Origin of the sequence: Arthrobacter sp. NQ7 (assembly GCF_029581595.2) — a bacterium.
In the GTDB taxonomy this organism is placed as follows: domain Bacteria; phylum Actinomycetota; class Actinomycetes; order Actinomycetales; family Micrococcaceae; genus Arthrobacter; species Arthrobacter phenanthrenivorans_B.
Window position 1 is genome coordinate 386,489 of sequence record NZ_JARFXU020000002.1, and the last position, 13,471, is coordinate 399,959.

General features: G+C 65.3%; 11 protein-coding genes. 4 read left to right on the top strand and 7 right to left on the bottom strand.

Annotated elements, in window-relative coordinates; translation table 11 throughout:
- Window positions 1-71 precede the first annotated feature (71 nt).
- From PUN71_RS04580 to PUN71_RS04590, 3 genes are all read right to left on the bottom strand, one after another.
- The gene (locus PUN71_RS04580; protein WP_277797491.1) at window positions 72-1,757 is read right to left on the bottom strand and encodes a peptide ABC transporter substrate-binding protein; all 1,686 of its coding nucleotides are present in this window, start codon (window positions 1,755-1,757) and stop codon (window positions 72-74) included.
- Window positions 1,758-2,022: 265 nt separating this feature from the next.
- Window positions 2,023-3,801, bottom strand: a complete 1,779-nt coding sequence (locus tag PUN71_RS04585; protein WP_277797492.1) for an ABC transporter family substrate-binding protein — start codon at window positions 3,799-3,801, stop codon at window positions 2,023-2,025.
- A 101-nt stretch (window positions 3,802-3,902) separates the two neighbouring features.
- Window positions 3,903-5,522, bottom strand: a complete 1,620-nt coding sequence (locus PUN71_RS04590; RefSeq protein ID WP_277797493.1) for a cryptochrome/photolyase family protein — start codon at window positions 5,520-5,522, stop codon at window positions 3,903-3,905.
- Between the two features lie 72 nt (window positions 5,523-5,594).
- Between PUN71_RS04590 and PUN71_RS04595 the strand changes: the two genes are divergently transcribed.
- Window positions 5,595-6,149, top strand: a complete 555-nt coding sequence (locus PUN71_RS04595; protein WP_277797494.1) for a DUF3090 domain-containing protein — start codon at window positions 5,595-5,597, stop codon at window positions 6,147-6,149.
- 69 nt (window positions 6,150-6,218) lie between these two features.
- On the opposite strand, the gene ychF is transcribed toward PUN71_RS04595, so the two are convergent.
- Entirely contained in the window at window positions 6,219-7,304 is a 1,086-nt protein-coding gene (gene ychF, locus PUN71_RS04600) for a redox-regulated ATPase YchF (RefSeq protein WP_043452772.1), read from the bottom strand.
- A gap of 90 nt (window positions 7,305-7,394) precedes the next feature.
- On the opposite strand from ychF, the gene PUN71_RS04605 reads away from it, so the two are divergent.
- Window positions 7,395-8,627, top strand: a complete 1,233-nt coding sequence (locus PUN71_RS04605) for a DNA recombination protein RmuC (RefSeq protein WP_277797495.1) — start codon at window positions 7,395-7,397, stop codon at window positions 8,625-8,627.
- Between the two features lie 148 nt (window positions 8,628-8,775).
- Here the strand turns inward: PUN71_RS04605 and PUN71_RS04610 are convergent, their stop codons facing one another.
- The gene (locus tag PUN71_RS04610; protein ID WP_277797496.1) at window positions 8,776-9,855 is read right to left on the bottom strand and encodes a 4-hydroxy-3-methylbut-2-enyl diphosphate reductase; all 1,080 of its coding nucleotides are present in this window, start codon (window positions 9,853-9,855) and stop codon (window positions 8,776-8,778) included.
- A gap of 9 nt (window positions 9,856-9,864) precedes the next feature.
- Complete coding sequence (locus tag PUN71_RS04615) at window positions 9,865-10,716, bottom strand: hypothetical protein (protein WP_277797497.1); 852 nt, start codon at window positions 10,714-10,716, stop codon at window positions 9,865-9,867.
- 160 nt (window positions 10,717-10,876) lie between these two features.
- Between PUN71_RS04615 and xseA the strand changes: the two genes are divergently transcribed.
- Together xseA and PUN71_RS04625 are read left to right on the top strand one after the other, a co-directional pair.
- Complete coding sequence (gene xseA, locus PUN71_RS04620) at window positions 10,877-12,259, top strand: exodeoxyribonuclease VII large subunit (RefSeq protein ID WP_277797498.1); 1,383 nt, start codon at window positions 10,877-10,879, stop codon at window positions 12,257-12,259.
- On the top strand, window positions 12,256-12,474 hold the full coding sequence (locus tag PUN71_RS04625; RefSeq protein ID WP_043452707.1) for an exodeoxyribonuclease VII small subunit: 219 nt from the start codon (window positions 12,256-12,258) through the stop codon (window positions 12,472-12,474). Before xseA ends, PUN71_RS04625 begins: the two co-directional genes overlap by 4 nt.
- A gap of 93 nt (window positions 12,475-12,567) precedes the next feature.
- Here PUN71_RS04625 and PUN71_RS04630 read toward each other — a convergent pair whose 3' ends face one another.
- Window positions 12,568-13,422 carry a polyphosphate kinase 2 family protein gene (locus PUN71_RS04630; RefSeq protein ID WP_043452706.1) on the bottom strand — a complete coding sequence of 285 codons (855 nt, stop codon included), beginning with the start codon at window positions 13,420-13,422 and terminating at the stop codon, window positions 12,568-12,570.
- Window positions 13,423-13,471 lie beyond the last annotated feature (49 nt).

Consider the following 13,471-nt stretch of genomic DNA (forward strand, 5'->3'; position numbering starts at 1 on the left):
CGCTTGCAAGCCAATGGGGGCCCGGACGCAACCGGAACCCCCATCAGCCTGACGGCAAGTTAGATCTGGGACTACTTGGCGGTGATGCCGTAGTACAGGATGCCGCCGTTCCAGCCGGTCTCGGCCTTCACGATGTTGTTGCTCCACACGATCGGGCGTGCCTGATCCCAGAGCGGCAGGCCGGGCAGGTCCTGGAACAGGACTTCCTGGGCCTGGTTGAACTTGTCGTTGGCCTCGTCGGTGCTCTTCGCGGCCAGGCCCTCCTTGAGGAGGTTGTCGAACTCAGGGTTCGAGTACTTCTCGTAGTTGGAGGAGGCGTTGGTTGCCCACACCGGTCCCAGGAAGTTGTAGAGCGACGGGTAGTCACCCTGCCAGCCTGCGCGGGTCAGGCCAGGCAGCTGCTGGGACTTGCGGAGGTTCAGGACTTCAGCGAACTTGGCGAAGGGCTGGATTTCAGCCTGGATGCCGAGGTTGTTCTTGAAGCCGTTGGCTACGGCGTCAATCCATTCCTTGTTGCCGCCATCGGTGTTGGAGGCGATCTGGAGCGGCTTGGAGGCGTCGTACGGCTTGATCTTCTCAGCCTGTGTCCACAGGTCCTTGGCCTTGGCGGCGTCGAACTTGAGGACTTCGCTGCCCTTCAGGCCTTCCTTGAAGCCGTCGATGACCGGCGGAACGAATGCCTTGGCCGGGGTACGGGTGCCGTTGAAGACAACCTTGGCGATTTCCTCGCGGTTGATGGCGTAGGACAGCGCCTGGCGGCGCAGCTTGCCGGCTTCACCCTGGAAGTTCGGGTTGTACGGCGGGATGTTGAGCGTGGAGTTGGTGGCAACCGGCTTGGTGGAGTTGCGGTCCGGGAAATCGGAGACATAGGTCTTCAGGGCGTTCGACGGAAGAACGTCCGTGATGTCCAGGTTGTCCGACTGGAGGTCGGTGTATGCGGGGCCCGGATCGGTGTAGAACTTGAAGGTCACGCCACCGTTCTTGGCCTCGCGCGGTCCCTTGTAATCGGCGTTCTTGACCAGGGAAATGGACTGGTCGTGTACCCAGGAACCCTGCTTCTCGAACTTGTACGGGCCGTTGCCGACCGGGTTCTCACCGAAGGTCTTGGGGTCAGCCAGTGCGGCGGAAGGAAGCGGGAAGAAGGCGGAGTATCCAAGGCGCAGGGACCAGTCGGCTTCAGGCTGGGCGAGCTTGACCGTGATGGTGGAATCATCGGTTGCTGCCAGACCGGACATGGTGTCGGCCTTGGGTGCAGGCGTGGTGGTGGTCTTGCCGTCCGCGCCCTTCTCCTGGTTCACAGCGGAGACATCCTCGTACCCTGCGATGGATTCGAAGAAGAAGCCGTTGTTCTGCAGGTTCTTGGAGTTGGCGGCGAAGTTCCACGAGTCCACAAAGGTCTTGGCCGTGATGGCCTCACCGTTGGTGAACTTCTGGCCCTGCTTGACCTTGATGGTCCAGTTCTGGGCGTCGGAAGACTCGATGGACTCGGCCAGGGCGTTGACCGGCTTGCCGCTGGCATCGTAGGTGCGCAGGCCTTCGAAGAGGAGCTCGACCACGCGGCCGCCGTAAACCTCATTGGTGTTCGCCGGCAGCAACGGGTTTTGTGGCTCGTTGCTGTAGGCGGTAATGACCTTGTTCGGATCGCCGGCAGCAGTGCTGGACCCGTCAGTGCTGCCGCCGCCGGCGCCGCACCCGGTCAGGGCAAGCGCGGCGATTGCCACGATGCCCAGTGCTTTGGAAGTGCGCGTAAAACGCATTCCGCCTCCTATGAGTTGTGGGAGAGATATAGGGGAATCTTGTGCTTCCCCGTAGGCCGGACGCAGCTCACCGCTGTGACGAAACCTACATAATACGAGTTAGCCTAACCGCACGAAGTCCAGATACTGGTACTCCGTTGCCAAACCGTGACCGGCGCGCTCATATACGCCGGTTCTTGACTGGTAGTTATGCACGTCACATGCTACTCGCCGGTAGGGCAGACGGCGAATCGGCAACCTGAAGGCCCCGCAAGGGCCGAAAGACCTAAGCCGGCGCGGCTGCGGCGGACAGCCGCCACTCCCAGACGTTCCACCACACGCCCAGCGGGCCGGGACTGGTTTTCACGCCGGCCACCCGGGAGTTGAAGGCCGTCGTCCCCAGTGTCTGGTAGAGCGGGAGGCCGTAGGCGTCCTCCCAGACGTGCTTGTCGATGTCGGCCAGGAGTTCGTCCTGTTTGCCCAGGTCCGTGGTGACAACCAGTTGCTCCATGACCTTGTCCGCGTCGCCGTCGGAATATCCGGTGAAGTTGCTGCCCGCGCCGGTGCGGAAGATCTGGGGCACCCGGCTGACGCCTGCCTCTGTGCCGATCCATCCGGACAGGGACGCGTCATAGCCGCCGCGGCTCAGCGTTGCTGCCCAGTCCGCACTTGCCTGCCCGCCGTCGACCACGTTGAATCCGGCCTGGCCGGCGGAGTCCCGAATGAGCGCGAATGCCTTGGCCCGGTTGGGGTTGTCCCGGTTGTAGAGGATCCGGACAGTGGGAGTGGCGCCTTTCAGCAGTTTCCTGGCCGCATCGACGTCCACTTCTGCGTAGTCCGAGGACCCGTTGTTTTTGACCGTGTCCGCGTACTTTGGCTGTCCGGGCAGGAACACGTGGGAGTCCAGTGGCTTGTTGTCCGGTCCCTGCGTTCCCAGCACGGAATCAACGATGGCCTGCCGCGGCACCGTTTTGAGGAAGGCCTCCCGGACGTCCTTCTCCGCGAACGGTCCGGAGAAGTTCAGGTCCAGGTGGTCGTAGCCGGATTGCTTGTACCGCTCAACGGTGATGCCTTGGCCGGACAGGCCCGTGAGCAGGCTGTCCGTGGCCGCCGAGGGCTGGGGCGAGATGATGTCCGCCTTGCCGTTCCTGAGCGCATCGACGGCAGCGGGCACGGATCCCGTGAACCGGACGTTGATTTCGTCCAGCCACGGTTCGGCGCCCCAGACGTAGTCGCGGTTGCGGACAAGCTTCATGGAAACTTCGGGGACGATGTCACGCACGATGTAGGGGCCGCTGGAAAGGTAGAGGGCTGGATCGTCCGGAACGGCTTTGGTGTCGAATCCGGTGTTCCAGAAATCGCTGACCTTCTTCAAGGCGGGATGGGAGGCCGGTTTCTCCGGGTTGCCCCGCGGCGTGTCCTTGAGGAGGTCCACAAGGTCCGCTTCGTCCGTGAGGCCGCTCTTGGCAGCGACCACGTGGGCCGGGAGTCCGACGTCGAACGCCACTTCCCAGTCAGCGTAAGGTTCGGCGTATTCAATGGTGATGGAACGGTTGTCCGCGCCGATCTCCGGAAACTTCGTGCCCGCCAGGCCCATAGTGCCGGAGGCCGCTGCAAAGTACCTTGTGCCTTTGCCGGCCGCCGGATCGACGTCGTCGAAGTAGCCGGAGCCGGCCGCCCAGCTCAGGAGGAGGTCGGCGGCGCCGATGGGTGCGCCGTCCGACCACTTGACACCTTCATTGACCGTGTACTTCACCTTCAGCGGCTGGTCGGAGACTTTCTCGAAGTGGCCGAACTTGTCGTTCCGGACCACTTTCGAACTGTCATCGAGGTAGTAGAAGCCGGAGTGCGTCATGGCACCGATCTTCGAGTTGATGTCGGTGTTGCCGTTGGCGCTGTAAGGGTTGAAGGAGGAAAAGGCGTTGACCTCCGCGACCGTGACGCTTCCGCCGCGTTTTGCCTCACCGACCACCACGGAGGGGGCGCTGCCGCCGGAACAGCCGGCGAGGACAAGGGCAGCCGACAATGCGGCGGTGAGCAATTGCAACAGGCGCCGGACCGGCATGCCGCCTCCTCGTGATTTCCCTCAGGGACCCGGGCCGCCGGAATGGCGCCCTACAGTTTCAGGATAAGCCGTGCCGGCACCCTGCTGCGGACCCGGAGGGCTCAGGCCCGTTCGGCCGGCGGTGTCCACAGCAGCCGGCGCCCGTCCTTCCCGTCAAGCAGTGCCCCGGCCCGCCGCCGGTGGCCGTCCCGGGTTTCAGGCTCCATCCTGTCCAGCTGTGAAACGGCCATTCGCGTTCGCGGATTCCGCTCGAAGACGGGGCGGTGGTCATCGATGAACGCCCAGTACAGCGCGTCCCAATCCGCCGCCCAGTCCCCCGCCGGCAGGTCCGACATCTTTCGCAGGTAGTTGCTGCCTGAAACGTAGGGCTTGGTGGTGATGTCGGTGCCTGCGGCGAACTGGCTCATGGCGTAGACATTGGGGACCATGACCCAGTCGTAGGCGTCGACAAACATTTCCATGAACCACTCGTACACGTCGTCGGGGCGGATACGGAGCAGGGACATGGCATTGCCGAGGACCATGAGCCGCTCAATGTGGTGGGCGTATCCGGTGGCCAGGACCCGGGAAATGACCAGGTCCACGGGTGCCAGCCCCGTTCCCGCATCCCACCATCCGGGCCCCAGCCCGTTCCGGTGGCTGAGCAGGTTGGCGGTGCGCATGTGCCGGCCGCGCAGCAGGTAGGTGGCGCGCATATACTCACGCCAGCCAATGACCTGCCGCACGAAGCCTTCAAGGGAAGCAAGCGGGGTGGTTCCACCCGCAGCCTCCAGGACGGCGCGCAGGACTTCGCGCGGATCCAGCAGGCCAACGTTCAGGACGGGGGTCAGCAGTCCATGGTGGATGAACGGATGTTCTGCGGAAATGGCGTCTTCGTAGGGCCCGAACCCGGGCAGCCGGTCCGCAACGAATTCCCGCAAATGTTTCCGGGCTTCCGCAGCCGTGGTGGGCCAGGCGAAGAGCCGAGGGTCGCCGGGGGCGTCGGGGAATTCGCCTGCCACCCAGTCAATGGCGAGCTGGACATCGCGGGACCGTTCTTCGGCAGGTGTGCCTGCCGCCGGGCCTGCTTTCCCCGTCAGCGCTTCGACCGGGAACAACGCCTCCCCCTGATGGACCGGGTGGTCGCTGAAACGGGAGATGGTCGGCGGGACGTACCCGCGGGGAAGCTTCTTTCGGTTGTCCTCGTCGAATGACCATTTGCCCCCGACGGGTCCGCCGTCCTTCCCGACCAGGATGCCCAGCCGCCGGCGTTGCCATGCGTAGAAGTCCTGCATCCGGGGCGGGTTATGCGACAACCACTCCTCGATCTGCGCGCGGGACGTCAGGAAATTCGGCGTCTCCAAGACATCCCCTGGGCGCATCCCGTAGCCGCCGTCTGCCAGGCCGGCCACCAGGTCCCGCTCCAGCCAGTCATCGACGACGTCGAACCATGTCACCTGCCCGGGCCGGCGCCGCCGGACCACCTCTGCCAACTGCACGCGGGACGCCCGGTTGCGGTCGCTGTGCAGGACGGTCACCTCGCGCCCGTCCGCGCGCAGCCGGTCCGCATACCGGGCCATGGACGCCCGGTGCAGGACCAGCTTGTGGGCGTGGAAGGAGTACTGGCGGAAGTAGAGGTCGTGCTCGATCAGGACAAATACCGTGTCCGGTCCCGCCCCTTTCCATTGCTGCTCAAAGAGCTGGTGGGGCAGCACCAGGCGCAGGTGGGGTCGGGCGCTCATGACCCCACGATACGGCGCACCGTCAGCCCCCACACCACCCTGGCCTGAACCTCATGTGCCTAGAATACTGAGATGTCCACACGTGTTCACGAGTTTGACTGGCCTGACCGGGTCGTCATCGGCACCATCGGCCTGCCGGGGGCGCGTACGTTCTACCTGCAGGTGCGTGCGGGGACGCAGGTGGTGAGTATTGCCCTGGAGAAACAGCAGTCGGCTTTGCTCGCGGAGAAGATCGATGAAATTCTCGACCAGCTCATGACCGTCGAGGGCAACCCCTTCAGCGTTCCTGCGGGTACTCCCCTTGAACTTGTCGACAATGACCAGCTTGAGGCCGTCCAGGAGCAGTTCCGCGCCGGCGCAATGAGCCTGGGCTGGGACCCAACCACGGCCCAGGTCATTATTGAGGCCCGCCCCCTCACTGATGCCGACGCAGACGACGACGATGAACCGCTTGACGGCGACGGGGGCGCCGGCCACGAGATGCTGCTGGTGCGGATGCCGGTGGGCACCGCCCGCGCCTTCGCCAAGCGCACCCGGGAAATCGTGGGCGCCGGCCGTCCGGCGTGCCCCCTCTGCGGCTACCCGATGGACCCCGAAGGGCACACCTGCACGCTCCCCGAGGCTTGAGGCAAAAAAGCGTTGGCCGCCAGGAACACTGCTCCTGGCGGCCAACGCCTCGGGTCTGCTCCCCGGGAACTAGACGTTGAAGCGGAACTCCACGACGTCGCCGTCGGCCATGACGTATTCCTTGCCTTCGATCCGGACCTTGCCGCGGGACTTTGCCTCGGCCATGGATCCTGCTTCGATGAGGTCCTCGAAGGAGACGACTTCGGCCTTGATGAAGCCGCGCTGGAAGTCGGAGTGGATCACGCCGGCGGCCTGGGGTGCGGTGTCTCCCTGCCGTATGGTCCAGGCGCGGGCTTCCTTGGGGCCGGCCGTCAGGTAGGTCTGCAGCCCCAGGGTGTGGAAGCCCACGCGTGCCAGCTGGTCCAGGCCGGACTCGTCCTGGCCGTTCATTTCCAGCATTTCCCGGGCTTCTTCCTCGTCAAGTTCAACGAGGTCCGCCTCGAGCTTGGCATCGAGGAAGATGCAGTCGGCCGGCGCCACCATGGCGCGCAGCTCTTCCTGCTTTTCGGGGCTGCCCAGGATGCCTTCGTCGGCATTGAACACGTAGATGAACGGCTTGGCCGTCAGCAGGCCGAGCTCCTTGAGGTGTTCCATCTCCAGTTTGTCGCTCTTGATGGAGGAGTAGATGGTGTCCCCGCGCTCCAGCACCGCCTGGGCAGCCTTGATCGCGGCCAGTTCAGCGGCTTCCCGCTTCTTGATCTTGACCTCTTTTTCGATCCGCGGGATCGCCTTTTCGATAGTCTGCAGGTCGGCGAGGATCAGCTCGGTGTTGATGGTTTCCATGTCCGAGCGCGGGTCAACCTTCCCGTCAACATGCACGACGTCGGGGTCGTCGAACACACGGACCACTTCTGCGATGGCCTCAGCCTCGCGGATGTTGGCCAGGAACTGGTTCCCCAGCCCCTCCCCCTCGGATGCGCCCTTGACGATGCCGGCGATGTCGACGAAGGACACGGCTGCGGGCAGGATGCGCTGGGAGCCGAAGATTCCGGCAAGCTGCTGCAGCCGGGCGTCCGGAAGGTTCACGACGCCCACGTTGGGTTCGATGGTGGCGAACGGATAGTTCGCGGCCAGGACCTGGTTGCGGGTGAGCGCATTGAAGAGGGTTGATTTGCCGACGTTGGGCAGTCCGACGATGCCAATAGTAAGAGCCACGAGCATTGATTCTACCTGCAGGGCCCCGGCGGCCAGTACCGGCGGATGTCACTGCCCATGATTGTCAGAGGCCCGTGCAACAGTGAAGGCATGGATGCTTTTGCCTTGATTCTGGCCCTTCTCATGCTGCTGCTCGGTGCGCTTGCCGGCGCGGCGGCCACCTATTTTTCGCTGCGGCGGAGCACACACGCGGTGGAAGCGGACTTCGACGCCGTCTCATCCCGGCTTTCGGAGGTCACGGCGCAGTTGGCAGCGGCCGACGCCGAACGTCGGCTTTTGGCGGCACAGAACCGGGAGCTGGGCGAGGCAAGGAACCAGGACGGCAACGTCCTGCGCGCCCTGGCCCCCGTGGCGGAAAAGCTTTCCGCGGTCCAACAGCAGGTGGCATTGCTGGAGCGGGACCGGGTGGAACAGTACGGCCAGCTCGCCCAGCAGCTGCAGGAGGCCCGGCTTTCGGATGAACAGCTGATCAGGTCCACGCACGCCCTTGAATCCGCCCTGCGCTCCAACAGTGCCCGGGGCCAGTGGGGTGAGGTGCAGTTGCGGCGCGTGGTGGAAGCTGCGGGGATGCTGCGGCACGTGGATTTCGTGGAGCAGGTGCACAGCGCCGGCCACGAGACCGCTGTCCGCCCTGACCTTGTGGTGCAGCTGCCGGGCCAGAAACAACTGGTGGTGGACGCAAAAGTCCCGTTGTCGTCCTACCTTGAGGCCCAGGAACTCGGCGCCATTGATCCGCGTTTGGGGGGCCTGCAGGCAGGATCGCAGACGGCTGCCGACGGCCGGAACCGGCAGGCGCTGCTGGCTGCCCATGCCAAGGCGCTCCGGGCCCACGTGGACGCGCTCGGCAACAAGAAGTACTGGGACATCCCCGGCAACTCGCCGGAATTGGTGGTCTGCTTCATTCCGGCCGAATCGATCCTGGCTGCCGCGCTGGAGGCGGATGCCGGGCTCCTGGACCATGCCCTGTCCAGAAACGTGGTCCTTGCGTCGCCGGGTACCCTGCTGGCCGTGCTGAAGTCCGTGGCGTTTACCTGGCGCCAGGACGTGCTGACGGACAGTGCCCGCGAGCTGTTCGAGCTGGCGCGGCAGCTGTACGACCGGATGGGAACCCTGGGTGAGAACGTCAGCAAGCTGGGTTCCTCGCTGAAGACATCGGTGGACCGCTACAACGCCATGGTGGGCACCCTGGAAGCACGTGTCCTGCCGACGGCGCGGAAGCTGAACAGCCTTGAGGAGTCCGGCCTGGTGACACCGCCCGTTGTGGAGGTGACGCCCCGCGCCCTGGCGGCGCCTGAACTGCAGGGTAACGACGAGGCAGCCTGACACGAGTCAGGGATGCGCGAAGGGCCGGGCAGTTGACTAACTGCCCGGCCCTTCGTGGCTTGCGGCGAACACCGCCCCTGACCGCGGATGTGGTGTCGGCACAGGACTTGGTGTCGGCCGCGATGCGGTATCGGCCGCCGGAGTGGTGTCAGCTTCGGGAGCGGCGTCCACCGAGGGCCCGGCTGACGTCGCCGGCTTCCTTCAGCGTTGCGCGCAGTTCCTTGGGCAGCGAGAACAGGAGATCTTCTTCGGCGGTGACGACTTCTTCCACCGTGCCGTAGCCGTAGTCGGCCAGGAGCCTCAGCACGTCCTGGACCAGCACTTCGGGCACGGAAGCGCCGGACGTGACTCCAACGGTGGCAACGCCTTCAAACCATGCTTCGTCCACTTCATTGGCGAAGTCCACCCGGTAGGAGGCCTTGGCGCCGTATTCCAGGGCCACCTCCACCAGCCGCACGGAGTTGGAGGAGTTGGCTGAGCCCACGACAATCACGAGGTCGGCCTTGGGGGCGATCTTCTTGATGGCCACCTGGCGGTTGGTGGTGGCGTAGCAGATGTCATCGCTGGGCGGATCCTGAAGCGTGGGGAACCGTTCCTTGAGCAGCCGGACGGTCTCCATGGTCTCGTCCACGCTCAGCGTGGTCTGGGAGAGCCAGATGACCTTCTCGGGGTCGCGGACGGTGACCTTGTCCACCTCGTGGGGTCCGTTGATGATCTGGATGTGCTCCGGCGCCTCACCGGAGGTGCCTTCCACTTCTTCGTGCCCGTCGTGGCCGATCAGGAGTATGTCGAAGTCGTCCTTGGCGAAGCGGACGGCCTCCTTGTGGACCTTGGTGACCAGCGGACAGGTGGCATCAATGGTGCGCAGGCCACGGTTTTCCGCGGACTCAACCACAGCCGGGGACACGCCGTGGGCGGAGAAGATCACCAGCGCGCCTTCGGGTACTTCGTCTGTCTCGTCAACGAAGATGGCGCCCTTTTCCTCCAGGGAGGTGACCACGTGAACGTTGTGGACAATCTGCTTGCGGACATACACAGGCGGTCCATAGTGTTCCAGGGCCTTCTCGACGGCGATCACCGCCCGGTCGACGCCCGCACAGTAGCCGCGGGGCGCAGCCAGAAGCACCTTCTTGGTGCCGTTCACCGGGGCTGCAGCTGCTACTTCCCCAGGCGAACGGCGCCTGCGCGGAATGGTGGGCATCGAAAGGGATACGGCCGAGGTGGTCATCCCTCCATGTTACCGGCTGGTCCGCGCCCGTTTCCGGGATGCGAACAACGTCACAACGCCGGCTGCCGCCAGGACACCGCCGGCCACAGCGGCCGCGGTAATCCACGTCTGGAAGTCCGCGGCTGCCGCGGCGAGGAATTCGTCCCGGAACATGTTGGCCACCGCGTTGCCTGTGTCTGCGGCCTGGGCCCGCGCGGTACCCAGCTGCAGGCCCGCTGCCCACACCGCGGCCAATACCAGGCTGCCAAGCCCGGCGGCCAGCAGCACAGTCCAGCGGCGGCGTGCTGCCACGAGCGCCAGCAGGAACGCGACGGCCGAGCCGATGGCGGCCACATAGCCCATGGGAGCGTACGTCGCGAGCCGCTCCGTCCATTCCTTCTGCACTGGCTGGCCAACGTTGATGAGGGTCTGTGCGGGCGGGTCGAGCGGGAGCCGGGTGGTTCGCGAGATTTCCTCGGAGCCGAGGGCAACCAGGGGTGCGACGTCGAGGGTCAGGGTGGACGCGGACGCACTTCCCTGCGGTCCGGCAGCGGGGCTGGCGAAACTCAGCCGGTGGCTTCTGCGCAGGGTCTCCTCCCAGGCCGCCGGATAGCCGGGAAGCCCGGTCAGCGACTCAGCCGCCTGCTCAATCATTGGCTGGATCAGGTCGGAGAGAAACCCGGGAACGGCTCCCGTATCGATCGTGCCCACTGCCGCCGCAGCTAACCTTTTCTGGAAGTCCGGGTCCTTGCCAAGCGGAGCTGCGAGGTGGACGAACCCGTCTTCCTGGACAATATTCCGGTCCACCCAGATGGCGGGAACGGCAACGGCGGCCAGGAGGATGCCCAGCACGGTGGCAACGGCAGAGACAAAAGTACGCACAACAGGTCCTTCGGGTTGGGGGCCTTAACCCATCCTAGGCAGGGTCTGGGGACAGCCGCTGTCAGTGCCCGGTGATACAGCTTGCGGATAAGGTTGATTGACCGCCCCTAACAACTGAAGGACCGCATGCCCGCAGCTCCAACTCCCCAACGGCGTCCGCATGTCTGACCAGTCGTCCCTTCCTGGTACCGGCGCCACGACGCTGCCCGCCACCGCAGCGGAAACCAGTCCGGACAACCCGTGGCCGCTGCAGCTGTTGTCGCAGAAGCTGAAAGCCCATATCGACCGCACCCCCTCGGCGTGGGTGGAAGGCCAGGTCATCGAGCTGAACCGGCGTGGGACCAACGCCTACCTCACGCTCCGCGACGTCGACGCGGAGGTCTCCCTCCCGGCTTCAGTGTGGACCAAGGTACTGGAACGGCAGAATCTTCCGCTGGAGCGCGGTTCGCGCGTGGTGGCCCTGCTGAAACCGGAGTTCTGGCTGAAGACCGGCAGGCTCAACATGCTGGTGCGGGACATCCGTCCGGTGGGACTGGGTGACCTGCTGGCCAGGATTGAACGGCTCCGCCAGGCCCTGGCTGCCGAGGGCCTGTTCGCCGACTCCCGAAAGAAACCACTGCCCCTGCTGCCGCACCGCATTGGCCTGATCACCGGGCGCGACTCGGACGCCAAGAAGGACATCCTTCGGAATGCGGCCCTGCGGTGGCCTGCGGTTGAGTTCGAGATCCGCGAGGTTGCTGTCCAGGGGAACACCGCCGTAGCGCAGGTGGTCCGCGCGCTGCGTGAGCTGGACGCCCGGCCGGAGGTGGATGTCATCGTCATCGCCCGGGGCGGCGGCGCGCTGGAGGATCTCCTGCCGTTCAACAGCGAGGAACTCATCCGTGCCGTGGCCGCTGCTGCCACGCCGGTGGTAAGTGCCATCGGGCATGAGGCGGACCGGCCGCTGCTGGACTATGTGGCGGACCTCCGTGCTTCGACCCCTACCGACGCCGCCAAGCGGATCGTCCCCGAAGTCTCCGAGGAACTCGCCGGCGTGCGCACGGCGCGGGAACAGCTGAGGCGCTGCATGGAACGGTTGGTGGACCGGGAAGCGGACCGGCTGTCGGCACTGCACTCGCGTCCCGTCATGGCGGCGCCGGAGGGAATGGTGTCCGGCCGGGCCGAGGAGATCGAGCGCCTGCTGCGCCGGTCCTCCGCGGCCGTGAGTTCCACGGTGGTGCGGGCGGCGGACCAACTGGAGCACCTCAAGGCCCAGGTGCGCGCACTGTCACCGCAGAAGACCCTGGACAGGGGGTACGCCGTCGTCGAACTGGCGGGAGACCAGGCTGCCCGGATCGCCCAGGCAGGCCATGCCGTTGTCCGCCGGCCCGCCGAGGCACCGGCCGGCGCGGCCCTGTCGATCCGGGTGGCGGAGGGGCGCTTCGGCGCCACCTCCACCGGTCCCGCCCAATCCCCCGGTCCCGCCCAATCCCCCGTCCCTGCGCAGTCCACCGGTGCAGTGCACCCAGGAAACCCGAACCACGAATTGGAAGAGAAGGCATGAGCGAACCAAAACCTGAATCCGACGTCGCAGCCCTCAGCTACGAGGAAGCGCGGGAACAGCTGATCGCGGTCGTGGGCAGGCTGGAGGCCGGCGGGGCGAGCCTGGAGGAGTCCCTTGCCCTGTGGGAACGCGGCGAGGCACTGGCGGCCCGCTGCGAAGAGTGGCTGGAAGGCGCACGGAAGCGGCTCGCGGCCGCCCGCGACCAACCGCTGTAGGGACCAACCGCTGTTGGGACCCAACGCTGCGGAATGCCGCTGTCCCCTGCAACCTGCCCACCACGCTGGACGCAGGTGTAAGGGACGCAGGTGTCAGGAACGCGCCACGAGCTCCCGTTCGGCGGCCACATCGAACTCAGCCTTGGGCCATTTCAGGTTCATCCCGGAGAGCGCGCCCAGCAGGAGCTGTTGGACGGCGATCCGGGCAAACCACTTCTTGTTGGCGGGAACCACATGCCAGGGCGCGGCCGGCGTGCTGGTTTCCTCGATCGCTGCCTGGTAGGCATCCATATAGTCATCCCAGAAAGCACGCTCGTCCAGGTCACCATGGCTGTACTTCCAGTGCTTGGCCGGGTTGTCCAGCCGTGCCAGCAGCCGTTCCTTCTGCTCGTCCCCGCTGATGTGGAGCATCACTTTGACGATCTTGGTGCCGGAGTCGGTCAGCCTGGCCTCGAACTCGTTGATGGCCACGTAGCGCCGCTTGATCTCGTCCGGGGTGGCCCAGTTGTGGACCCGGTGGATCAGGACGTCCTCGTAATGGGAGCGGTCGAAGACCCCCACCATCCCGGCAGCCGGCACTTCCTTCTCGATGCGCCACAGGAAGTCGTACGACTTTTCCTCATCGGTGGGGGCCTTGAACGCCTTGAACTGCACGCCCTGCGGGTTCATGGCGGCCATCACGTGGCTGACGATGCCGCCCTTGCCGGCGGTGTCCATCGCCTGGAGGACCAGCAGGATCCGTTTGGTCCCGCCGAAGCGGGATTCGGCGAAGAGCTTTTCCTGCAGCCGGGAGAGCTCATCGTCCATCCCGGCGAGCAGGAGCTTGCCGTCGTCCTTGTTGCCGCTGTAGCCGGGGGTCGCATCGGGATCCACGTCAGCAAGGGAGAACCCCTCCCCTGCCCGCAGGGTTTGGGCAGGATGCTGGTCGAAGTCGACGACGCGGGCCATGGGGTTCCTTTCCGCAAGCGCTGTACGGACCGGCAGGCCCGTGTGCACA

What these genes read in the sequence shown, in the direction of transcription:
- PUN71_RS04580 (WP_277797491.1), bottom strand. Translation starts at nt 1,757, where the DNA reads ATGCGTTTTACGCGCACTTCCAAAGCACTGGGCATCGTGGCAATCGCC.
- PUN71_RS04585 (WP_277797492.1), bottom strand. Translation starts at nt 3,801, where the DNA reads ATGCCGGTCCGGCGCCTGTTGCAATTGCTCACCGCCGCATTGTCGGCT.
- PUN71_RS04590 (WP_277797493.1), bottom strand. Translation starts at nt 5,522, where the DNA reads ATGAGCGCCCGACCCCACCTGCGCCTGGTGCTGCCCCACCAGCTCTTT.
- PUN71_RS04595 (WP_277797494.1), top strand. Translation starts at nt 5,595, where the DNA reads ATGTCCACACGTGTTCACGAGTTTGACTGGCCTGACCGGGTCGTCATC.
- PUN71_RS04605 (WP_277797495.1), top strand. Translation starts at nt 7,395, where the DNA reads ATGGATGCTTTTGCCTTGATTCTGGCCCTTCTCATGCTGCTGCTCGGT.
- PUN71_RS04610 (WP_277797496.1), bottom strand. Translation starts at nt 9,855, where the DNA reads ATGACCACCTCGGCCGTATCCCTTTCGATGCCCACCATTCCGCGCAGG.
- xseA (WP_277797498.1), top strand. Translation starts at nt 10,877, where the DNA reads ATGTCTGACCAGTCGTCCCTTCCTGGTACCGGCGCCACGACGCTGCCC.
- PUN71_RS04625 (WP_043452707.1), top strand. Translation starts at nt 12,256, where the DNA reads ATGAGCGAACCAAAACCTGAATCCGACGTCGCAGCCCTCAGCTACGAG.
- PUN71_RS04630 (WP_043452706.1), bottom strand. Translation starts at nt 13,422, where the DNA reads ATGGCCCGCGTCGTCGACTTCGACCAGCATCCTGCCCAAACCCTGCGG.